Below are 20,953 nucleotides of genomic sequence, written 5' to 3'. Positions count from 1 at the left end.
TCATGGCGATAGCAAGCACTTTTGGCACTATCCGTGGTGTTCTGTTCGATATTGATGACACCCTGGTGGACCTTGAGTACGCCATGACGACGGCGTTGCGCGATGTCAGCGAACATCTCCTGCCCGGCCTGGACCAGGCCGGGTGGGTGAAGTTCGGACGTATCTTCACGCACGAAACCACGCATTTCTATGACCGCTACCTGGCAGGGGAGCTGACGTTCAACGAGCAGCGGCTGCTTCGCGGCAGGGCTGCCCTGGGCCACTTTGGCGTGGAACTGGGGGACGGCGAGGAGTCCCAGGCATGGGTGGCCGAGTATCACCGGCGCCAGACGTCATACGTACGGGCTTTCGACGACGTTGAAGAAGTCCTGGACGCACTGGATGCGGCGGGGATTCCCTACGGCGCGGTCAGTAACAACGTCCACGACTACCAGCGCGCGAAGCTGGACAGCGCCGGTTTGGCCAGGATCGCGACACTGGTGGGCACGGACACCGTTGGCGTGCCCAAGCCGGACCCTGCCATATACCTCGAAGGTGTGCGCCTCCTGGGGACTTCGCCGGCGGAGACCCTCTACGTTGGCGATAACCGACTCCTCGATGCGGACGGAGCAACCGCGGCGGGACTGGTGGGCGTGTGGTTGAACAGGACCGGGGAAGTGGTGGAGGAGTTCACTGGACGGCAGGTGGATTCCCTGTCCCGCCTGCTGATGACGGCTCCGACCGCAGCCTGAGATCCGTGTGATGCAGGTAACGGCTTTACGATTTGTGCAGGTGGCGAGACTCCGGTAGAGTCATTACTCGTGCTGAGGGGCACGGAGGGAAAAGCCAAGGGAAACCGCGGCGAGGAACTCTGGTCCGAAAGTCACTTTGGGATATGGTGTAATTGGCAACACTACGGTTTCTGGTACCGTCATTCTAGGTTCGAGTCCTGGTATCCCAGCTCTGAAAATCCGCGTGAATACGCGGAAAATCGGAACCTTCCACTTCGCTGAAGCGATTTGGAGCGGAGCTGAAAGTATGAAATACTCATTCAGCTTGATCGCCGGAAACGGTGATAAAAGTGCGAGGCCCCATCGTATAGCGGCCTAGTACGCCGCCCTCTCACGGCGGTAACGCGGGTTCGAATCCCGCTGGGGTCACAGTTGAATCCCCCGGAACTTCACGGTTCCGGGGGATTTCTTTTTGCCCTGGCGCCTGCCCCGAGCGTCCTATAGTGATCGGGCTGGCATGATGATGCTGTGATCGCAAACCAAGACCCATCAGCATCCGGGGCCAGTCCAGTACCCCGAGGGGCTGCGGCCGCCGTCGAAACCCTGGAAGCTGCACGCGCCGAACTCGCGGCCACCACCCTGCCGCTGGCGGTGCCTGAGGCGCAGGAAGCCCGCCAGTGGATCCGTGAGTCGCTGGCCCAGCTCGACGATTACGTTATTCCCCGCTGCCGGAGCCTGGACGCTCCGCTGCTGGCCGTCGTCGGCGGTTCAACCGGAGCCGGTAAATCCACCTTGGTCAACGCGCTGGTCGGCTTTCCGGTGACGCGCGCCGGGGCTATCCGGCCCACGACGCGCCAGCCCATCCTGTTGCACCACCCTCAGGATGCCGAGTGGTTCGAAGGGAACCGCATCCTGCCAAACCTGCACCGGATCCGCGGCACGGTGTCGGCAAACCCTGTGCCGGCCAACCAGGCCGGAGCTGCTCCTGACGCGCAGGCGATCACGTCACTGGTACTGGTGGGCCATGACAACGTGCCCCAAGGCATCGCACTGCTGGACGCGCCCGACGTCGACTCTATCTCCGATGACAACCGCAGGCTGGCCGGGCAGCTCCTGGCCGCTGCGGACCTTTGGGTGTTTGTCACCACCGCAAACCGATACGCCGACGCCGTCCCCTGGCGTCTGCTTCTGGATGCGGCTTCACGGGATATCACTGTCGCCGTGGTGCTGGACCGGGTACCGGCCGCCGCCGAGGATGAGGTGAGGGCCGATCTGCAGGCGATGCTGGACCGGCAGGGCCTTGGCGAAGCAAAGCTCTTCGTGGTTCCGGAAAGCGAGCTGGACGCGCTTGGCATGCTGCCCCACGAGGCGGTGGTCCCGTTGCGTCAATGGCTGGGCGCTTTGGCTGCCAACGCAGCAGGACGTGCTGACGTCGCCCGCCGCACACTCAACGGAGCCGTGAAGGCGGTGAGTGCCCGCCTTGACGGCATAGCCGGCGCAGCGGCAGCGCAGGACACCGCGGCGCGCGAGCTGGAGGAAAGTTGTGTGGAGGAATATGAGCTGGCACTTACGCGCATTCTCGCCGCTACCAAAGACGGAGCGCTCCTGCGGGGTGAAGTCCTGGCACGCTGGCAGGACTTTGTGGGCACCGGTGAGTTCTTCAGGGCCCTCGAGCAAAACATAGGTCGCATGCGCGACCGCATGGGGGCCTTCTTCCGGGGCGAACCCGCCCCCGCCGTGAAGGTGGAGACGGCCATCGAAACCGGGCTGCAGGCAGTGATCCTGGACGAGGCTGCCAACGCCGCGGAGAACGTGGACAGGCGATGGCGTTCGGATCCCGCGGGGCGCCAGCTGCTGGGCCCCGATGACCTGTCCGGCACCAGCGAAGGATTCGATGCCAGGTCTGCCGCCGCCATCCGCGCGTGGCAGGAAGGCCTCATGGAGATGATCCGGACGCAGGGACAGGGCAAGCGGACCCAGGCGCGTTGGCTGTCTTTCGGCATCAACGGGCTGGGTGCCGCGCTCATGGTGGTGGTGTTTTCGATGACCGCCGGATTGACAGGCCTTGAGATCGGGATCGCGGGTGGAACGGCAGTAGTGGGGCAGAAACTCTTGGAAGCTGTGTTTGGGGAGGATGCGGTCAGGCGCTTGGCGCAACAGGCCAGGGAAGACCTGCACACACAATGTCAACGGCTCCTGGACGATGAAAAGCAACGCTTCCTGGGCCGCCTTGAAGCAGCGCATCCACGGTCCCGCAACGACCTCGCCCGGCACGCCACCGCACTTCGCCGCATGGCGGAAGCCGCATGAGCCGCCACAGCCAGGTCCGTGAATCCTCCCGCCTGCAGCGCAGGCTAGAATCGCTCAACGAAGCCCGCGAACTTGCCGAAGGAGTGCTTCCTGACGAAGAGCTCCAATCGGTTTACGACGTCCTTGAGCGGGCAGCGTCCCGGCGTTCGTTATCAGCAGGACACACGGTGGTGGGCTTTTTTGGTGCCACCGGCAGCGGCAAGTCCTCGTTGTTCAACGCAGTCTCCGGCAGTGAGCTGGCGACAGCGACGGCGAGGCGTCCCACCACTTCAGAGCCCTTGGCGGGGGTTTGGGGAGAAGACGGCAGCGGTCCACTCCTGGACTGGTTGGAGGTCAAGGAGCGCCACACCCTGCCACCGGTGGCCGGGCTTGCGGACGAAGACACAGGCCTGGTCCTCCTTGACCTGCCTGACTTCGACTCCACCCGCGCAGAGAACAGAGAAATCGCCCAGCGCATGGTGGGCATGGTGGACGTCCTGGTGTGGGTCCTTGATCCCCAGAAGTATGCAGACGCGGCGGTCCATAATGATTTCCTGAAGCCCATGGCCTCCCATGGCGCCGTCACGCTGGTGGTCCTGAACCAGGTGGACAGGCTCAGCCCCACGGACGCCTCCGCCGTCATGCAGTCCTTGGCGGGCATCCTGGCCCGCGATGGCCTGGGGAAGGTCCGCGTGCTCAGTGCTTCCGCGCTGACGGGCGACGGCGTAGCGGCCGTCCGCGATGCGATCAGGAACGTCGTGGTCCAGCGGGAGGCAACGACACAGCGCCTCGCGGCCGATGTAGCCAAAGCGGCCACGGAACTGGCCAGAGCCTCAGGAGAGGGCGAAGCGCGCGGGATCAAGGCAAATGCCAAGGCACGGCTCGCGTCGGAGTTGGCTGCCGCAGCTAACGTGCCCGTTGTAGTGGACGCGGTTCAGCGCTCGTTCAAGAGGGAGTCGGCCCGGAGGACAGGATGGCCCGTGACCCGGTGGCTGCTCCGCTTCCGACCGGACCCCTTGCGGAGGCTGAACCTGGGCCGGGGTGATACTAGGCCGGAGCTGAGCCGGACCTCCCTGCCTCCGGCAGGCGCGCCCGAGCGGGCGCGGACGGATGCCGCTGTCCGGGACTTCGTGGATGACGCCTCCACAGGTGCTCCGGGACCGTGGCGCGCCGCTATCCGCGCTGTCGCCAGGGACGGCCGCGAACAACTGCCCGATGCCCTGGACCAGGCCATCGCCGGAACCGACCTGAAGACCACCAAGAGGCCTGTGTGGTGGGCGATGTTCAACTCCCTGCAATGGTTGGCATTTGTGGTGGCTGTGGGTGGACTTGGCTGGCTCGGAGTCCTGGCCGCGCTGGGTTATTTCCAGATGCCGGTGCCGGACGTCCCGCGAACGGAGGGCTGGCCGTGGCCCACTTTGATGGTGGCCGGGGGAGTGGCGTTAGGAATCATCTTGGCGATTGTTGGCCGCTTCCTGGGTGGCTGGGCAGCTAAGTTACGGGCTTCCGGAGCTGCGAAAAGGTTGAAGGTGTCCGTGGCCGCAGTGGCCGAGAAGCGGATCGTTGAGCCCGTCGAGGTGGAGATGACACGCCTGAAGGCCTTTAACGCGGCGTTGAAGGATGCCCGTTCGACCTAGAGTGCTGCCGCCGCGTCCCTGACTTTGATCAGGGTCCGCAGGTTCCGGGTGGTGGTGCTGGCTTTATAGCGCGCTTTCGAAGAGAGCTTGCTGAAAGGGCTGTCCAGCGTGCCGCCCGCGGGCGCCAACCAGGCGGACGCTTCGGGGCCAAGCCGTACTTGTTCAACGCCGTCCAGTGCCTGGCCTGCGTCGAAAAGTTCGTCGAGCATGGCGGTATCGGATGCCAGTGTCACATAACTGTGGGTGGACTTGTCGTCGGCAGGGTAGGGACAAGCCTCGACGAGTTCGGCAACCCGCTCGGCGGAGAGAACCACCACCCAGGCGTCGTAGGCGAAGGCATCCCTGAGGCACTTCTCGAATTGGTCCTTGACATCCTTGGCGCTGAGTTCGGTTTGCAGCACGACGTTTCCGCTGGCCAGTAACGTCTTGACCTTGGTGAACGGGTAGTCCTGGAGCGCATTCTTGAGGTCGGCCATTTTGATGTTGATCCCGCCGACGTTGATGCCCCGGAGGAATATCGCGTAGTTGTTCATGCCGGGCTCCCGTCCGGAGGGGTGGATGCTGGAACAGCGTAGAGCAGTGGGGGACTAGTCGTTGTTCTTCCGCAGTGCTTCGGTCAGGACACGGGCAGCGTTACAGACCACTTCGGCGTGCAGGCGGCCCGGTTGGCGGGTGAGGCGCTCAATGGGACCCGAGATGGAGACGGCCGCGATCACCCTTCCCGAAGGCCCACGGACGGGGGCCGAAACCGAGGCGACCCCAGGTTCGCGTTCGCCGAGGCTCTGACCCCAGCCCCGGCGTCGTACTCCTGCCAGGACGGTTGGCGTAAAGCGGGCATTTTGCAGCCCCTCCAGCAGGCGGTCGTGATCTTCCCATGCCAGGAGTACCTGGGCGGCGGAGCCGGCCTTCATGGACAACTGGGTACCAACGGGAATGGTGTCGCGCAGGCCGATGGGGCGTTCCGCGGAAGCCACGCAAACGCGCCAGTCGCCCTGCCGGCGGAAGATCTGGGCACTTTCGCCGGTGGCATCGCGAAGCTGGATGAGGACGGGGCCCGCCGAAGCGATCAGCCGGTCTTCTCCGGCAGCCGATGCCAACTCCACGAGCCTGCTGCCGAGGACGAACCGGCCCTGGATGTCGCGGCTCACCAAACGGTGGTGAACCAGCGCCAAAGCCAGCCGGTGAACCGTGGGCCGGGCGAGGCCCGTGGCAGCTACAAGTTGCGCGAGTGTCGTTGGTCCGGCCTCGAGGGCATCGAGGACCTGGGCCGCTTTATCAATGACACCGACTCCACTAGAATTGTCCATGTAATGATATTGCCGTCTCAATATCTGAGATGCAAGTTGTTTCGCTGGCCTATTTCGCAGCGGTGCTGCTTCAGTGGTCTAGGAACAACCAAACCGCAGTGAAGGGAGCAGGCCGTGGGAAAGACACTGGCCGAGAAAGTCTGGGATGCGCACATCGTGCGCAAAGGTGAGGGCGAAGGAGCCAATGCCCAGCCCGACCTTCTCTTCATCGACCTGCACCTCGTTCACGAAGTGACGTCTCCGCAGGCCTTCGAAGGCCTGCGCCTGGCGGGCAGGAAGCTGCGCCGCGTGGACCTCACCATTGCCACGGAGGACCATAACACTCCAACGTTGGACATCGACAAGCCGATCGCCGACCTGACCAGCCGCACCCAGATTGAAACGCTGCGTGCCAACTGCAAGGAATTCGGCGTCCGCCTGCACTCCCTGGGTGACAAAGAGCAGGGCATCGTCCACGTGGTCGGTCCGCAGTTGGGCCTCACCCAGCCTGGCATGACAGTAGTCTGCGGCGACTCGCACACCTCCACGCACGGCGCCTTTGGTGCGCTGGCCATGGGCATCGGCACCTCCGAGGTTGAGCACGTCATGGCCACCCAGACGTTGTCGCTCAAGCCGTTCAAAACCATGGCCATCAACGTTGAGGGAACCCTGCGCCCCGGTGTCACAGCCAAGGACATCATCCTGGCCGTGATCGCCAAGATCGGCACAGGCGGCGGACAGGGCTACGTCCTGGAATACCGCGGCTCGGCCATCCGGTCCCTGTCCATGGATGCGCGCATGACCATCTGCAACATGTCCATCGAAGCTGGTGCACGTGCCGGCATGGTGGCTCCGGACCAGACCACCTACGACTACATGCAGGGTCGCCCCCACGCGCCCGAAGGTGCCGACTGGGATGCCGCCGTCGAGTACTGGAACACGCTCCACACGGATGCGGACGCGACCTTCGACGTCGAGGTCGACCTCGACGCCGACACCCTGGAACCGTTCGTGACCTGGGGTACCAACCCCGGCCAGGGCGTCTCGCTCTCCGCCAGGGTTCCCTCCCCGGAAGACTTTGGCGATGAGAACGCAAAGGCTGCCGCCGAACGCGCCCTGCAGTACATGGGCCTGGAAGCAGGCACGCCCATGAAGGACATCCGCGTGGACACCGTCTTCCTGGGCTCCTGCACGAACTCCCGCATTGAGGACCTCCGTATCGCCGCGGACATCATTCGCGGCCGGGCCAAAGACCCCAACGTCCGGATGCTGGTTGTCCCGGGATCCGCGCGGGTCCGCCTGGAAGCCGAAGCCGAGGGCCTGGACAAGGTCTTCAAGGAATTTGGAGCTGAATGGCGCTTCGCCGGTTGCTCCATGTGCCTGGGCATGAACCCGGACCAGCTGGAGCCGGGAGAGCGTTGCGCGTCCACGTCCAACCGAAACTTTGAAGGCCGCCAGGGCAAGGGCGGGCGCACGCACCTGGTCTCGCCCGTGGTGGCAGCAGCCACAGCCGTCCGGGGAACACTGAGCTCGCCTTCGGACCTCGAGTCCGTTTCCGCGGGCACACTGACCGGAACCGCAGTCTAGGAGGATCCCATGGAAGCATTCACAACCCACACCGGCATTGGTGTACCGCTGCGACAGAGCAACGTCGACACCGACCAGATCATCCCCGCGGTCTACCTCAAGCGCATCACACGGACCGGCTTCGAAGACGCCCTGTTCGCTGCCTGGCGCAAGGACGAGTCCTTTATCCTCAACCAGGCGCCGTTCAATGCCGGTTCCGTGCTGGTGGCCGGCCCTGACTTCGGCACGGGGTCATCCCGTGAGCACGCTGTCTGGGCCCTGAAGGACTACGGGTTCAAGGCCGTGCTCTCCTCGAGGTTCGCCGATATTTTCCGCGGCAACTCCGGGAAGCAAGGCCTGCTGGCAGCCCAGGTTGCCCAGGACGACATCGAGCTGATCTGGAAGGTCCTGGAGAACCAGCCCGGCACCGAGGTAAAGGTGGACCTCGTCAGCAAGACAGTGGAGTGCGGCAACGTCGTAGCTCCGTTCGAGATCGACGACTACACCCGCTGGCGCCTCCTGGAAGGCTTGGATGACATCGGGCTGACCCTCCAGCACGAGGAAGACATCACGGCATACGAGGCAACGCGGCCGTCGTTCAAACCCAAGACGCTGCCGGCGAAGGTCCAGTAGCAGCTGGGACCTCGGAATTGCGCTGAGAGAGGACCGTCGGAGCCCTGTTGGGGCCCGGGGGTCCTTTTTCGTGGGCCTATGACCGCCTTGTCACTGGACTTCGGAGCGACACCGATCCTTGTATCGCCGGGTGCGTCCATTTCGGTTCGGTAACGCGAGCTTCTATGCTTAGCTGGAGCCTTTGTAAGTTTGGGGGGCGAGTAGTCGTGAGGAAACCGGTATAGATGAGTAGTGTTCTGACAATCCGCGGTGGCGTCCCGTTAACCGGGCGAGTGACCGTTCGCGGTGCCAAGAACCTGGTGCCCAAAGCCATGGTGGCGGCGTTGCTGGGCAGTGAACCATCGGTGCTGAGGAACGTGCCGGAAATCAAGGATGTAGAGGTTGTCACCAGCCTGCTGCAGCTCCACGGGGTGACTGTCGTGAAGGACCCCGTCACGGGTGACCTGACGCTGGATCCCCAGGGTGCCAAAACTGCTTCAAGTACCGCCATTGACGCGCACGCCGGCGACTCACGGATTCCCATCCTTTTGTGTGGGCCGTTGATCCATGCCATCGGCGAGGCTTTCATTCCTGATCTCGGCGGATGCAAAATCGGCGACAGGCCGATCGATTACCACCTGAATGTGCTCCGCCAGTTCGGCGCAGTGGTGGAAAAGCGTCCGGGCGGGATCCACATTTCTGCTCCCCATGGCCTGCATGGCGCCAAGATTTCCCTGCCGTACCCGTCTGTGGGAGCCACCGAGCAGGTACTGCTCAGTGCCACCCGGGCCGAGGGCATCACCGAACTCATCGGGGCGGCGACGGAACCGGAGATCATCGACCTCATCGCGGTGCTGCAGAAAATGGGTGCGATCATCAGCGTCCAGACGGACCGCACTATCCGCATCGAAGGCGTCAAGGACCTTGGGGGTTACAACCACCGCGCGCTCCCGGACCGCAACGAATCCGCTTCCTGGGCTTCTGCTGCGCTGGTTACCCGTGGCGACATTTTCGTCGAGGGCGCTTCCCAACGCGACATGATGACCTTCCTGAACACCTACCGCAAGGTCGGTGGCGGCATGGACATCGGCGACGACGGCATCCGCTTCTACCACCCGGGCGGCAAGCTCAGCCCGCTGGTCCTGGAAACCGACGTTCACCCCGGCTTCATGACGGACTGGCAGCAGCCCCTCGTGGTTGCGCTGACCCAGGCCGAAGGTGTTTCGATCGTCCACGAGACCGTCTACGAGAACCGTTTCGGGTTCACCGAAGCCCTGGCGCGTATGGGTGCGAACATCCAGGTACACCGCGAATGCCTGGGCAGCGTCCCCTGCCGCTTCGGACAGCGGAACTTCCTGCACTCGGCTGTCATCTCCGGACCCACTCCCTTGCGGGGAACGGACATCGACATCCCGGACCTGCGCGGCGGTTTCAGCCACCTCATCGCAGCCCTTGCTGCGACGGGCACCTCCAAGGTGACCGGGATTGACATCATCAACCGCGGATACGAGCGCTTCACCGAGAAACTGGCTGGCCTGGGCGCCGATTTCGACATCACTACCACCAAGTAGCGGGAGATCCTGTGAAGGAATCGGCCAAGAGCCGTGCCACGTTCATCTTGCTGGCGGGCCTGGCGCGCCCCTTGATGAACATCCTGATGAACAAAAAATGGGAGGGGCTGGAGAAACTGCCGCAGGGCGGTTTCATCGCGGTACCGAACCATTGCACCGAGATCGACCCCATCGTCGTGGGGCATATGGTCTACAACCAGAAGCGGCCGCCGCACTTCCTGGCGAAGGCCGGATTGTTCAAAGTCCCGGTTTTGGGTGCACTGCTCCAGGCCACCAAACAGATTCCGGTTGAACGCTCGACGGCGGGCGCCAACCGTTCGCTGCAGATCGCCAAGGAGGTGGTGGACGCCGGTGGCGCCATCATCATCTATCCCGAAGGAACACTGACCCGTGACCCGGACCTGTGGCCCATGAAGGGGCACACTGGTGCTGCCAGGCTGGCGCTGCAGACCGGGGCGCCCGTGGTGCCGATAGCCCACTGGGGTGCCCATGAAGTCTTTCCCAGGTACGCAAAGCGTTTCCACGTCTTCCCGCGCAAGACTGCGCGGGTGCTCGTGGGAGAACCCGTGGACTTGAGCGCCTTCGCAGACCGGCCGCTGGATCGGGCCACGCTGTCCGAGGCCACGGACGTCATCATGGATGCCATCACCTCGCTCCTTGAAACACTTCGGGGCGAGACTGCTCCCAAGGAACGGTGGGACCCCGCGATGCACAAGCAGTCCAAGCACGGCCGCTTTGTCGAACGTGGATCCACGGGCACCCCGGAACCGGAGGACGGCGAATGACCCTCGTGGAGAGCCCTGCCGGGATTCCGGAGACCATTGCTGTCCTGGGGGCAGGATCATGGGGGACCACCTTCGCCAAGATCCTGGCTGACGCGGCTGCCGCGTCCGGTGACACACGCAGCATCCGGATCTGGGGGCGGCGCGCAGAGGTCGTGGCTGAGATCAACTCGCTTCACCGTAACGGGCAGTACCTCAAGGACATCGAACTGCCTGCGTCCATTACGGCTTCCACCGACGTCGCCGAAGTGCTGAAGGACGCAACGCTGGTGGTCCTGGCCGTCCCCGCGCAGTCCCTGCGACCGCAACTGGGGGAGTGGAAAGCCCTCCTGGCACCCGACGCCGTGGTGGTGTCCCTGATGAAGGGCCTGGAACTGGGCACGGATGCGCGCATGAGTGAAGTCATTGCGCAGGAACTGGGGCTCCCCGATTCACGGGTAGCCGTGGTTTCCGGACCAAACCTGGCCATGGAAATCGCCAGGGAGCAGCCCACCGCCTCAGTTGTTGCCTGCAGCGATAACGAAACAGCGGCTGCCATTGCGCTTTGTTGCACCGCGCCGTATTTCCGCCCTTACACCAGCACCGATGTGGTTGGCGTGGAGATCGGCGGAATCGTCAAGAACGTCATTGCCCTGGCGGTGGGTATTTGCGAGGGACGCCAGATGGGGGACAACACCAAGGCATCGGTCATCACCCGCGGGCTGGCGGAGACCTCCCGTCTTGCCCTGGCTTTGGGCGGAGAGGCCCTCACCATGGCCGGGCTTGCCGGTCTCGGTGACCTCGTGGCCACCTGCTCGTCGGCGCTTTCCCGTAACCACACTGCCGGCCGGCTGCTCGGCGAAGGGCTCAGCCTGGAACAAGTGGCAGAACAGATGACCCAGACTGCCGAGGGCATCAAATCAGGCCCGGCCGTCCACGAGCTCGCCGGCAAACTGAATGTCGAAATGCCCATCACGGCAGCCGTTGTGGCCGTGCTTGAAGGCAGAATGTCCGTTGATGACCTGGGGCCGCGACTGCTGGCCCGGGCACTGAAGTCCGAAGGCGACTACTGATGGTGACTGAAGATTCCACTCCCGCTACACACCGCCCCCGGGTCGCGATCCTCTTTGGTGGGCGCTCAAGTGAGCATGCGGTCAGCTGCGTCACGGCGGCCGGTGTCATGGGGGCCATCGATAGGGAAAAGTATGAGGTCATTCCCATCGGTATCGCGAAGTCGGGACAATGGGTCCTGGCGTCAGGCGACACCAGCCAATGGTCGTTGAGCTCGGCAGCGCTTCCCGAGGTAACGCCGTCGGGCCGGACTGTGACCCTGGCGGAGGTCGGGGGCGAACACCAGTTGATCGTCACCGAGCCCAATGCGGTTCCTCAGGAGCTGGGTTCGGTCGACGTCGTCTTCCCGCTGCTGCACGGGCCGTGGGGCGAGGACGGAACTGTCCAGGGTCTCCTTGAATTGTCCGATACACGCTACGTTGGCGCCGGTGTACTGGCCTCAGCGGTGGGCATGGACAAACACTTCATGAAGGTGGTTTTCGAAGCTGCCGGATTGACCGTGGGGCCGTATGTGGCTGTGACTGACCGTGACTGGCTCACTGATGCGGAGGCTGTCCGGAAGCGCGTCGACAAGTTGGGGTTCCCGGTGTTCGTCAAACCGGCCCGGGCCGGCTCCTCCATGGGCATCTCCAAAGTGGATTCACTGGAGGGGCTCGACGCCGCCATCGAGGAAGCCCGCCGGCACGATCTCAAGCTGGTCATCGAAGCAGGAATCGTTGGCCGCGAGATTGAGTGCGCCGTACTCCAAGGACGTGGCACCGACGTTCCCCGAACCTCCATGCCCGGCGAAATTGCGGTGGCAGCCGGAGAGCACCAGTTCTACGACTTTGCTGCCAAATATGTGGAAGACGGCGCTGCCGCACTTAGTTGCCCGGCCGATATGCCGGACGAGGCCATCGCCCGCGTACGGGAGCTGGCCGCCGTCGCTTTCGACGCCGTTGGCGCCGAAGGACTCAGCCGCGTCGACTTTTTCTACACCCCGGCCGGCGAGCTGATCATCAACGAGATCAACACCATGCCTGGCTTCACCCCCAAGAGCATGTACCCGCAAATGTGGGCGGCCTCAGGGCTGGGCTATGCCGAACTGATCGATGAACTGATCCAGCTGGCGCTGACCCGCAAGACCGGCCTGCGCTAACTCAAGACTGGCCTGCGCAAACTACTTGCCGGTCGGCAGGTTCTGGAGGTCTTCCTGGCCCACGCACTTGCCGGTCGCCTTGATCTTGCCCACTGCCGCGGTGAGTTCGGTCAGGACGGTGGCGGAGCTGATGTTGGCCGCTTCCAGCTTGGCGGGGTCGATCAGGATTTCCGTGGCCGGTTCCCGGCCGAACGTCGTCAAGGTGTAAACGGGGTCGCCTTCCTTGATGACCCAATCGACGCCGTTGACGCTCACACAGCGGTCTGTGGTGGGACCGGGAACATTCACGCCGCACCGGAGGATCACCTGCGACGGGTCACCCCATGCCGCCGTGGCCTGGCTGTTGGTCTTGCGGAGCGCGGCGTCCCCGATCCGGTCCGGGAGGGCCACCATCATCGGGGCGCAGGCAGGATTGGCCGCATCCGAAGCTGCCGTGACGTCCACGGCCGGCGAGCAGGCCGTGATGGCGAGGGTGGAAGCAACGGCCAGTGACGCGGACATGGCAGTCCGTCGGAGGGTCTTGTGGTGCATGGATCAAGCCTATCCCGCGTGTGCTGGCCCGCAGATTCGCGTTGTCCGGGTCACAATCCGGGATGACCCGTGGAAACGGCCCCGACGCTATCCTGTCGGTGGATCGCGATAGCGTAGAGCCGTGCCAGCAGAACAATTGATCGTCCAAGACCTTTCGGAGTCCGAGCTCCTTGCCCGGATCTTTCCGCGCCTGAACCGCAGTCCAGGAATATTGTTGGGGCCCGGGGACGATGCTGCCCTGGTTGCCGCTCCGGATGGCCGCACCTTGATCTCCATCGACACCCAGACCCAGGACCAGGACTTCCGGCTGCAATGGAACAACGGTTACCGGACCACAGGGTTTGATGTCGGTTGGAAAGCTGCGGCCCAGAACCTCAGCGATATCAACGCCATGGGCGGTACGGCTACTTCGCTGGTTGTCAGCCTGACCATGCCCCCGAGCACGCCGGTGCAATGGGTCGAATCCTTTGCCGACGGCCTGACTGCGGCCATCACCGCGTTGGGCCCGATCGACTGCTCCGTTGCCGGGGGAGACCTTGGCCGTGGCCGCGAGATCGCGGTGACGGTCGCCGTCGTCGGCTCGCTGGACGGTCTTGCACCGGTGGTGCGTTCGGGTGCAAAACCCGGCCACCAACTCGCCGTGGCCGGCACACTGGGCCGGGCCGCGGCCGGCTGGGCCCTCCTTGAAAGCGATGTTCCACTGGGCAGCCTGGCAAGCGAACTCCGTGCCCTGGTGGACAACCAGTGCCGCCCACTGCCTCCTCTGGCGGCGGGCCCTGCCGCAGCGCGGGCTGGAGCCTCCGCCATGTTGGATATCTCGGACGGCCTTTTACGCGACGGCAACCGGCTGGCCTCGGCCAGCGGGGTAGTCCTGGACTTCGATCCCACGGCCCTGAAGGCGTACACGGTACCCTTGGAGCCGGCAGCAACACTTCTGGGCGCCGATGCCTTGTCCTGGGTCCTGGGTGGCGGGGAGGATCACGGGCTGCTGGCTACGTTCCCAGCTGGAATTCAGCTACCGGAGGGCTTCACTGCGATAGGCTCGGTTCAAGCCGTTGTCGAGCCGCCAGGCAGCGGTATCCGGATTGCCGGGCAAGCCGCTGACACCGTTGGATGGGATCACTTTGCAGACTAAGATCGCCGCGAATGCGCACGCCATGAAACGTTGGCTAGGCAAAGCGGAAGTAGTCCTGGGGAACCATAGTGACCGCCTCAACGCGATCAACATCTTTCCTGTAGCCGACGGCGATACCGGCACCAACCTTTACCTCACGGTCCGGGCGGCTGTCACGGCCCTGGGTGGCAGCACGCCGGATTCCACCGAAACAGGCAACGACGTGGGAGCGGTTCTTTCGCGGGCCGGCCAGGCTGCCATGGAACAGGCACGCGGGAACTCCGGTACGCTCTTCGCCGTCTTTCTCTGCGCAGCAGCTGAGCCCCTGGCCGGCAAGTCACGCTTGAGCGCGCCGCTGCTCGCAACTGCCTTGAACAGGGCACAAATCCGGGCGTGGTCGGCGTTGAGTGAACCTGTTGCCGGCACCATGCTCTCGGTCCTCGAAGCAGCCGCCAACGCGGCCCAGGCCGTGGAAGCGGCCCAGAACGGTGATGACAGCAACCATGCCTTGGGCCTTTCGCTTGATGCCGTGGTGGATGCCGCCTACCAGGCCGTTGTCCGCACCGAAGACGAACTCGCGCAACTCCACGAAGCCCGCGTGGTCGACGCCGGGGGCGTTGGCATGCTGCTGGTGCTCGACTGCCTCCGCTCGGCTGTCCTCGGCGAAGAGCTCCAGGATGAGCTGTTGGACGGCCTGCACGGCTACAAACTGCAGGATCCCCATATCCATGAGCACATGCCTGCCGACGACGGTGTTGAAGTCATGTGCACCATCAGCCTGTCTCCACTGAACGCGGCCATCCTCCGGCAACGCCTGGACGAAATGGGCGACTCCGTGATCATGAGCCAGGTTGGCGGAGCGCAGGACCCGGAGGATGACGACGAGCCAGCCGTGGAGCCCAGCTACCGTTGGCGGGTGCATGTGCACGTCCCCGATCCTGAGCCCGCCGTGGCCCTGATCCGTTCGTTGGGGGAACCCACGGACATCGCTGTCAGCCAGCTTGCGGTTCCGTCCGGCGCCGCCCCGGACACCGCTGCCCAGGACAAGGAAGTACCCGGTGACCCGGGCCAGCCACGGCATGAATTCTGAACTCGAACTGCCCCTGGAACGCCGAATCGGCAAGCGGTCCGCTTCCGTCATCGACAAACACCTGGGCCTGAAGACCGTCGGTTCCTTGCTGAACTATTTTCCGCGCCGCTACCTGAGCCGGGGTGAGCTGACGCCCATCAGCAACCTTCCCTTGGACGAGGAAGTCACGCTGATTGCCCGGGTGCTGTCCAACACCACCCGGCAAATGCGTGCCCGGCGAGGTTCCATTACCGATGTCGTGGTCACCGATGAAGCCGGCGGAACCAGCGTGCCTGGGACTTTGAAGGTCAGTTTCTTCAACGGTTTCAGGGCCAAATCGGAGCTTCTCGCGGGCCGCCGGGCAATGTTCTCGGGCAAGGTGACCCGCTATGGTGGTGCCCTGGGCCTGACCAACCCTGACTTCCTGCTGCTTGACGAGGATCCCGGGGCCGAGGGCTCCATGGACCCCGAAAAGCTTGCCGCAATGCCCATCCCGGTGTATCCGGCCACCGCGAAACTCACCAGCTGGTCCATCCACAAAGTCATCAGCGCCCTCCTGGAGACCATGGACCTGGATGCGATGAGCGATCCCCTTCCGGAGCGTATCGTTCATCGCGACGGGCACCTCAGTGTTGCCGAGGCATATCGACTGATCCATTCGCCGGAGACCCCCAAGGACTGGCAGCGGGCACAGGAGCGCTTCCGTTACCAGGAAGCCCTGGTCCTGCAGACAGCCTTGGCGCGCCGACGGGCCCAGCTCGCGGCGGAGGAAGCAACGGCCCGGCGGCCGATCAGTGGCGGTTTGCTGGGTAAGTTCGACCAAAACCTGCCGTTTACCCTCACAGCCGGCCAATCCGCCGTCGGAAAGACGCTTGCGGAGGAACTCGCCCGGGACACGCCCATGAACAGGTTGCTGCAGGGTGAGGTGGGATCCGGCAAGACGATCGTGGCCCTCCGTGCGATGCTGCAGGTGGTGGACGCCGGTGGCCAGGCCGCCCTGCTTGCCCCCACTGAGGTGCTGGCCGCCCAGCATTTCCACTCCATCCGGCGGACATTGGGGGAGCTTGCGCGGGACCACGTCTTTGGCGGCGCTGGGATGCTTGGTGGCGATCCCGCTCAGGGTACCGTCCAGGTGACGCTGCTGACGGGTTCCATGCCCACCGCCGCGAAGAAACAGGCCATGCTGGATGCCGCGTCCGGGAATGCAGGCATCGTGATCGGCACGCACGCTTTGCTGAGCGACAAAACGAGCTTCCAGGATCTCGGCTTGATTGTGGTGGATGAGCAGCACCGCTTCGGAGTGGAGCAACGTGATGCCCTGAGGGCAAAGGCACAACGGCCCCCGCACTTGCTGGTCATGACGGCCACTCCTATCCCGCGGACTGTTGCCATGACGGTGTTTGGCGACCTTGAAACGTCCATCCTTGATGAGCTTCCGGCGGGGCGCGCCCCCATTTCAACCCACGTGGTGGGCCTGGCCGAGAACCCCGGCTGGGTGGACCGGATTTGGAAGCGGTCCCGTGAAGAAGTCGAATCGGGCCACCAGGTGTACGTCGTCTGCCCCAAGATCGGATCGGACGACGACGGCGACTTCAGCCCGGGTGAAGCGGAACCAAGCGACGCCGACCTCGCGGACGACGGTGCGTCACGGGAGCTCGCGTCGGTGACTGCCGTCGTCGAAAGCCTCCTCGATGAGCCGTCCTTGTCCGGAGTTCAGGTGGCACCGCTCCACGGCCGGCAGGACCCGCAGCTCAAGTCCGACACCATGGCCTCGTTCGCGGCCAACCAAACCAAGGTCTTGGTGTCCACCACCGTCATCGAAGTGGGTGTGGACGTCCACAATGCCACCCTTATGGTGATCCTGGACGCTGACCGCTTTGGGATTTCGCAGCTCCACCAGCTGCGTGGGCGGGTGGGCCGCGGAGGACTGCCCGGCACTTGCCTGTTGGTGACTACCCTGGAACCAGGTCACCCGAGCCGGCGCCGCCTGGAAGCCGTTGCCTCAACCACTGACGGCTTTGAGCTCTCCCAAGAGGACCTGAAGCTTCGCAGGGAGGGCGACATCCTTGGCGCTTCCCAATCCGGGGGCCGCTCCACACTGAAACTGCTTCGTGTCCTTGACCACGAGGACATCATTGCGCGCGCACGCACTGACGCCCAGGCCCTTGTGTCAGAAGACCCTGCCTTGGGTAACCAGCCGGCCCTCGCTGCGGCAATCGACGACTATTTGAATCCCGAAAAGGAGGCGTTCCTTGAACGCGGTTAAGAGTCCAGGGACGCTTTATTACCTGAAAGCTACCACCCTATGAGCCGCATCATTGCCGGTGTCGCCGGCGGCAATCCCTTGGCGAGCGTGCCCGGAAGAGCGACGCGGCCCACGACGGACCGGGTCAAGGAGGCGCTCTTCTCCCGCTTGGAGTCATTGGCGGTTATTGATGGGTTCCGGGTCCTGGACCTCTACGCCGGTTCGGGTTCGCTGGGAGTCGAGAGCGCCAGCCGTGGCGCCCGCAGCGTGGATCTGGTGGAGTTTGACGCCAGGGCCAGCGATGTCTGCCAGCGCAATGCCGACCTGGTGAACCAGGTGCTTGGAGGCAAGAGGGTATCGGTCCACAGGTCAAAGGTGGAATCGTTCCTTGAACGTGCCGGCGAAGCTGATGTGTGGGACTTGGTCTTCCTGGACCCGCCGTACCCGTTGGACGAAGATGCCCTCAGCGCTGTGCTTGCCAAACTGGCACCGCACCTGGACGAGGCTGCAGTAGTAGTTGTGGAGCGAAGTTCGCGAAGTCCCGAACCCGCGTGGCCGCAGTCCTTGGAATGCTTCGCGGACAAGAAATACGGCGAGACCAAACTGTGGTTCGCGGAGCCGTCCTGAGGCGTGTCCCTGCCTAGCCTGTGATGCGATCGAGGTCGACGCCTGTGAGTACTGCGGCCGGATGCGGTCCGCGGGCAAGGAGCTCAGCGGTCCAACCGGGCGGCCATGGCTTTTGGGTGCCCACCAGGACGATGTTGCCCGGGTACCGGCCCTCGAACATGCCTGATTCGGCAAAGGCGGCGACGTCCGTCATCGCTGCCCGTAGTGCAGCCACCTGGCTGCGTACCAAGGTCAGGGCGGGCTCATCGCCCACGTTGATGATCAGGACGCCGTTCGGGCTTAACCTTGCGGCTGCCTCTTCGTAGAACTCCTGGCAGGCGATGTGGGCTGGTGCCTCGGGTCCGGAGAAGATGTCAAGGATAACGACGTCGAACGTCAGGTGGGCGGGCAGCTCACCCAACGCGTCGCGGGCGTCGCCGATATGGGTGCTCAGTGCGGTGCCGTCGGGCATGGGCAGCTTTTGGAGGACGAAATCCAGGAGTTCGCGCTCGAGCTCAACGGCATACTGGTCCGAACCCGGACGGGTGGCCTGGATGTAGCGGGCCAAGGTGAGGGCGCCGGCTCCGAGGTGCAAGGCGGTGAGGGGCTTGCCCGGTTCTGCTGCAAGGTCCACCACGTGTCCGATCCTGCGCAGGTACTCGTAGAAGATCTCTGCCGGGTCCTGGAGGTTGACGTGGGATTGTTCTGCTCCGCCGATGCTGAGGACGAAGCTGCCGTTTATGAGGGTGTCGGCCTCGATGGTGGCGTGTTGGCCCGTCGTCCGAAGGAAGCGGGTGGCATGGGGCTGGGCGGGGTTCAGAGCAGGTCCTTGAGCGTGGCCAGGCGTTCGGCAGCTTCTTCCAGAACCCCGGTCTTCTTGCAGAACGCGAAGCGCAGCAGGGAACGGGTCCGCTCGGCGCCTTCAGGGTGGCAGAACACTGGAACGGGGATTGCTGCCACTCCTACCAGGCCGGGCAACCGCCGTGCGAGGTCGACGGAATCGCTGATGCCCAGGGGGGCTGTATCGACGTTGACGAAGTACGTTCCGCTGGGGGAGTACACCCCAAATCCAGCGGCACGCAGGCCCGCGGCGAGGATATCGCGCTTATGCTTTAGGGTCGTTGCGATGCCGGTGTAGAACTCGTCCGGTAGCGCGAGGCCCACCGCGATGGCGCTCTGGAAGGGAGTGCCGGAACTGTAGGTCAGGAATTGCTTCACAGTGCGCACAGCCGCCACGAGGTGTTCCGGGCCGCTCAGCCAGCCGATCTTCCAGCCGGTGAAGGAAAACGTCTTTCCGGCGGAGGAGATGGTGATGGTCCGTCCGGCCGCTCCCGGCAGGGACGTGACGGGGATGTGGGCCGGGCCGAATGTCAGGTGCTCGTACACCTCATCGCTGACGATGATGGCGTCGTGTTTTGCCGCCAACTCAACGACCTTTGCCAGGACCTGCTGGGGGAAGACAGCACCGGTGGGGTTGTGCGGGTTGTTGAGGAGGACAACCTTGGTCCGGCTGCTGAACGCGTTTTCCAAGGCGTCGAGGTCAGGCATGAAGTCCGGCGCCAGCAGGGGAGCGGTGACGTGTTTGGCGCCTGCCAGGCCAATGATGGCACCGTAGGAGTCGTAGAACGGTTCGAAGGTCAGGACTTCATCGCCGGGTTGCACGAAGGCCAGCAGCGCCGCGGCGATTGCCTCGGTAGCGCCGGTGGTGACCAGTACTTCCGTGTCGGGATTGGGGTCCAATCCGTAGAACCGCTTCTGGTGGGCCGCGATTGCTTCCCTCAGCGCGGGGATGCCCTTGCCCGGAGCGTACTGGTTGGCTCCGGATGCAATGGCATCCTGGGCGGCGGCCTTGATCTCCGACGGGCCGCCCTCGTCGGGGAAGCCTTGGCCCAGGTTGATGGCGCCCGTGGATACCGCCAGCGTGGTCATTTCCTCGAAGATGGTGACTCCGAGCCCTCCATTGGGCGACAACAGGTTCGCTCCGAGGGCTGCCCGCTGCCACGGGGCGGCGCTGCCCGTACCCTGGGGGGATCCGTTGCCGGCGTGTGTATCAAGGGGGCTGATGCCTGCGGATGCCATGGGAGCCATGGTATCCCGGCAGAGCCATGGGGTAGGTTCGTCTCATGAGACGCGCGGTATGCCCTGGATCTTTTGACCCTATCCACAACGGACATCTCGAAGTCATCGCCCGGGCTGCCGGCTTGTTTGACGAAGTTATCGTGGCGGTATCGACGAACTACGCCAAGAAGTACCGGTTCAGCCTCGAAGACCGCATGGAGATGGCACGCGAAACGCTGGCGTCGTTGCGCGGAATCATCGTGGAGCCCATGGGTGAAGGACTCCTCGCCGAGTACTGCAGGAACCGGGGCGTTTCTGCCATCGTCAAGGGTCTTCGGTCCTCTTCGGACTTTGACTACGAGCTGCCCATGGCCACCATGAACCGCCAGCTGACCGGCGTCGAAACCGTCTTCCTGCCGGCGGAGGCGCATTACGTGCATCTTTCTTCCACCCTGATCAAGGAGATCAGCGTGCTGGGGGGCGATATCTCCGATTTCGTCCCTAAGTCGGTGCTGAAACGGCTCCTCGCTGGCGAGCCGCCCACCGAACCGCCGCGCAAGGGGTAAGCTTGATGGGTACCTTGCGCCTTCACGCAGAGTTCCCAGCTGAAACCACCGTGCCTTTGCGCGCGCCCGGCGTCGGTTTGAGTCCTCCAGCGAGATCAGGCTAAGATGGTACGTCGGTCATAT

At 64.0% G+C, this 20,953-nt stretch carries 19 protein-coding genes and 2 tRNA genes; 16 read left to right on the top strand and 5 right to left on the bottom strand.

The window, feature by feature from the left end:
- Window positions 1-2 precede the first annotated feature (2 nt).
- From NEK97_RS06675 to NEK97_RS06655, 5 genes are all read left to right on the top strand, one after another.
- Window positions 3-731: an HAD family hydrolase gene (locus NEK97_RS06675; RefSeq protein WP_257369077.1), complete on the top strand. Its 729-nt coding sequence runs from the start codon at window positions 3-5 to the stop codon at window positions 729-731.
- A gap of 137 nt (window positions 732-868) precedes the next feature.
- A tRNA-Gln gene (locus NEK97_RS06670) sits at window positions 869-940 on the top strand.
- Between the two features lie 126 nt (window positions 941-1,066).
- A tRNA-Glu gene (locus NEK97_RS06665) sits at window positions 1,067-1,139 on the top strand.
- 102 nt (window positions 1,140-1,241) lie between these two features.
- Window positions 1,242-3,020 carry a dynamin family protein gene (locus NEK97_RS06660; RefSeq protein WP_374111522.1) on the top strand — a complete coding sequence of 593 codons (1,779 nt, stop codon included), beginning with the start codon at window positions 1,242-1,244 and terminating at the stop codon, window positions 3,018-3,020.
- Window positions 3,017-4,636, top strand: coding sequence for a GTPase (locus tag NEK97_RS06655; protein ID WP_257369075.1), 1,620 nt, complete (start codon window positions 3,017-3,019; stop codon window positions 4,634-4,636). Before NEK97_RS06660 ends, NEK97_RS06655 begins: the two co-directional genes overlap by 4 nt.
- Here NEK97_RS06655 and NEK97_RS06650 read toward each other — a convergent pair.
- Window positions 4,633-5,169: a DUF1697 domain-containing protein gene (locus tag NEK97_RS06650; RefSeq protein WP_235521523.1), complete on the bottom strand. Its 537-nt coding sequence runs from the start codon at window positions 5,167-5,169 to the stop codon at window positions 4,633-4,635. The two genes, NEK97_RS06655 and NEK97_RS06650, sit on opposite strands and share 4 nt — an antisense overlap.
- A 54-nt stretch (window positions 5,170-5,223) precedes the next feature.
- Window positions 5,224-5,943, bottom strand: a complete 720-nt coding sequence (locus NEK97_RS06645; protein WP_014922101.1) for an IclR family transcriptional regulator — start codon at window positions 5,941-5,943, stop codon at window positions 5,224-5,226.
- Window positions 5,944-6,057: 114 nt separating this feature from the next.
- Between NEK97_RS06645 and leuC the strand changes: the two genes are divergently transcribed.
- From leuC to NEK97_RS06615, 6 genes are all read left to right on the top strand, one after another.
- The gene (leuC, locus tag NEK97_RS06640; protein ID WP_257369074.1) at window positions 6,058-7,509 is read left to right on the top strand and encodes a 3-isopropylmalate dehydratase large subunit; all 1,452 of its coding nucleotides are present in this window, start codon (window positions 6,058-6,060) and stop codon (window positions 7,507-7,509) included.
- A gap of 9 nt (window positions 7,510-7,518) precedes the next feature.
- Window positions 7,519-8,121, top strand: coding sequence for a 3-isopropylmalate dehydratase small subunit (gene leuD / locus NEK97_RS06635; RefSeq protein ID WP_235521521.1), 603 nt, complete (start codon window positions 7,519-7,521; stop codon window positions 8,119-8,121).
- 224 nt (window positions 8,122-8,345) lie between these two features.
- Window positions 8,346-9,671, top strand: coding sequence for a UDP-N-acetylglucosamine 1-carboxyvinyltransferase (murA, locus tag NEK97_RS06630; RefSeq protein ID WP_257369073.1), 1,326 nt, complete (start codon window positions 8,346-8,348; stop codon window positions 9,669-9,671).
- 11 nt (window positions 9,672-9,682) lie between these two features.
- Window positions 9,683-10,456 carry a lysophospholipid acyltransferase family protein gene (locus tag NEK97_RS06625; RefSeq protein ID WP_257369072.1) on the top strand — a complete coding sequence of 258 codons (774 nt, stop codon included), beginning with the start codon at window positions 9,683-9,685 and terminating at the stop codon, window positions 10,454-10,456.
- Complete coding sequence (locus tag NEK97_RS06620; protein WP_257369071.1) at window positions 10,453-11,505, top strand: NAD(P)H-dependent glycerol-3-phosphate dehydrogenase; 1,053 nt, start codon at window positions 10,453-10,455, stop codon at window positions 11,503-11,505. Before NEK97_RS06625 ends, NEK97_RS06620 begins: the two co-directional genes overlap by 4 nt.
- Entirely contained in the window at window positions 11,505-12,641 is a 1,137-nt protein-coding gene (locus NEK97_RS06615) for a D-alanine--D-alanine ligase family protein (protein ID WP_235521517.1), read from the top strand. Before NEK97_RS06620 ends, NEK97_RS06615 begins: the two co-directional genes overlap by 1 nt.
- A 21-nt stretch (window positions 12,642-12,662) precedes the next feature.
- On the opposite strand, the gene NEK97_RS06610 is transcribed toward NEK97_RS06615, so the two are convergent.
- Window positions 12,663-13,172 carry a DUF3515 domain-containing protein gene (locus NEK97_RS06610; RefSeq protein ID WP_257369070.1) on the bottom strand — a complete coding sequence of 170 codons (510 nt, stop codon included), beginning with the start codon at window positions 13,170-13,172 and terminating at the stop codon, window positions 12,663-12,665.
- A 121-nt stretch (window positions 13,173-13,293) separates the two neighbouring features.
- Here NEK97_RS06610 and thiL point away from each other — a divergent pair, with 121 nt between their 5' ends.
- From thiL to rsmD, 4 genes are read left to right on the top strand one after another with little or no spacing between them, the layout of a single operon-like run.
- Window positions 13,294-14,307 (top strand): thiamine-phosphate kinase, encoded by a 1,014-nt coding sequence (thiL, locus tag NEK97_RS06605; protein WP_257369068.1) that lies wholly within the window; start codon window positions 13,294-13,296, stop codon window positions 14,305-14,307.
- A 22-nt stretch (window positions 14,308-14,329) separates the two neighbouring features.
- Window positions 14,330-15,376 carry a DAK2 domain-containing protein gene (locus tag NEK97_RS06600; protein WP_257369067.1) on the top strand — a complete coding sequence of 349 codons (1,047 nt, stop codon included), beginning with the start codon at window positions 14,330-14,332 and terminating at the stop codon, window positions 15,374-15,376.
- Window positions 15,366-17,621: an ATP-dependent DNA helicase RecG gene (locus NEK97_RS06595; RefSeq protein ID WP_257369288.1), complete on the top strand. Its 2,256-nt coding sequence runs from the start codon at window positions 15,366-15,368 to the stop codon at window positions 17,619-17,621. Before NEK97_RS06600 ends, NEK97_RS06595 begins: the two co-directional genes overlap by 11 nt.
- Window positions 17,622-17,660: 39 nt before the next feature.
- Entirely contained in the window at window positions 17,661-18,227 is a 567-nt protein-coding gene (rsmD, locus tag NEK97_RS06590; protein WP_257369066.1) for a 16S rRNA (guanine(966)-N(2))-methyltransferase RsmD, read from the top strand.
- A 13-nt stretch (window positions 18,228-18,240) separates the two neighbouring features.
- On the opposite strand, the gene NEK97_RS06585 is transcribed toward rsmD, so the two are convergent.
- Window positions 18,241-19,026: a spermidine synthase gene (locus NEK97_RS06585; RefSeq protein WP_257369287.1), complete on the bottom strand. Its 786-nt coding sequence runs from the start codon at window positions 19,024-19,026 to the stop codon at window positions 18,241-18,243.
- Entirely contained in the window at window positions 19,023-20,294 is a 1,272-nt protein-coding gene (locus tag NEK97_RS06580; RefSeq protein WP_257369065.1) for an aminotransferase class I/II-fold pyridoxal phosphate-dependent enzyme, read from the bottom strand. Before NEK97_RS06580 ends, NEK97_RS06585 begins: the two co-directional genes overlap by 4 nt.
- A 35-nt stretch (window positions 20,295-20,329) precedes the next feature.
- On the opposite strand from NEK97_RS06580, the gene coaD reads away from it, so the two are divergent.
- Entirely contained in the window at window positions 20,330-20,830 is a 501-nt protein-coding gene (coaD, locus tag NEK97_RS06575; RefSeq protein ID WP_211713506.1) for a pantetheine-phosphate adenylyltransferase, read from the top strand.
- Window positions 20,831-20,953: the final 123 nt, after the last annotated feature.

Origin of the sequence: Paenarthrobacter sp. UW852 (assembly GCF_024608385.1) — a bacterium.
Lineage (GTDB): Bacteria > Actinomycetota > Actinomycetes > Actinomycetales > Micrococcaceae > Arthrobacter.
This window is presented reverse-complemented; position numbering and strand designations above follow the sequence as displayed.

Excerpts from the sequence above, each read along its gene's own strand:
- NEK97_RS06675 (WP_257369077.1), top strand. The coding sequence starts at position 3 with ATGGCGATAGCAAGCACTTTTGGCACTATCCGTGGTGTTCTGTTCGAT.
- NEK97_RS06655 (WP_257369075.1), top strand. The coding sequence starts at position 3,017 with ATGAGCCGCCACAGCCAGGTCCGTGAATCCTCCCGCCTGCAGCGCAGG.
- NEK97_RS06650 (WP_235521523.1), bottom strand. The coding sequence starts at position 5,169 with ATGAACAACTACGCGATATTCCTCCGGGGCATCAACGTCGGCGGGATC.
- NEK97_RS06645 (WP_014922101.1), bottom strand. The coding sequence starts at position 5,943 with ATGGACAATTCTAGTGGAGTCGGTGTCATTGATAAAGCGGCCCAGGTC.
- leuD (WP_235521521.1), top strand. The coding sequence starts at position 7,519 with ATGGAAGCATTCACAACCCACACCGGCATTGGTGTACCGCTGCGACAG.
- murA (WP_257369073.1), top strand. The coding sequence starts at position 8,346 with ATGAGTAGTGTTCTGACAATCCGCGGTGGCGTCCCGTTAACCGGGCGA.
- NEK97_RS06620 (WP_257369071.1), top strand. The coding sequence starts at position 10,453 with ATGACCCTCGTGGAGAGCCCTGCCGGGATTCCGGAGACCATTGCTGTC.
- NEK97_RS06615 (WP_235521517.1), top strand. The coding sequence starts at position 11,505 with ATGGTGACTGAAGATTCCACTCCCGCTACACACCGCCCCCGGGTCGCG.
- NEK97_RS06610 (WP_257369070.1), bottom strand. The coding sequence starts at position 13,172 with ATGCACCACAAGACCCTCCGACGGACTGCCATGTCCGCGTCACTGGCC.
- NEK97_RS06600 (WP_257369067.1), top strand. The coding sequence starts at position 14,330 with ATGAAACGTTGGCTAGGCAAAGCGGAAGTAGTCCTGGGGAACCATAGT.
- NEK97_RS06595 (WP_257369288.1), top strand. The coding sequence starts at position 15,366 with ATGAATTCTGAACTCGAACTGCCCCTGGAACGCCGAATCGGCAAGCGG.
- rsmD (WP_257369066.1), top strand. The coding sequence starts at position 17,661 with ATGAGCCGCATCATTGCCGGTGTCGCCGGCGGCAATCCCTTGGCGAGC.
- NEK97_RS06580 (WP_257369065.1), bottom strand. The coding sequence starts at position 20,294 with ATGGCTCCCATGGCATCCGCAGGCATCAGCCCCCTTGATACACACGCC.
- coaD (WP_211713506.1), top strand. The coding sequence starts at position 20,330 with ATGAGACGCGCGGTATGCCCTGGATCTTTTGACCCTATCCACAACGGA.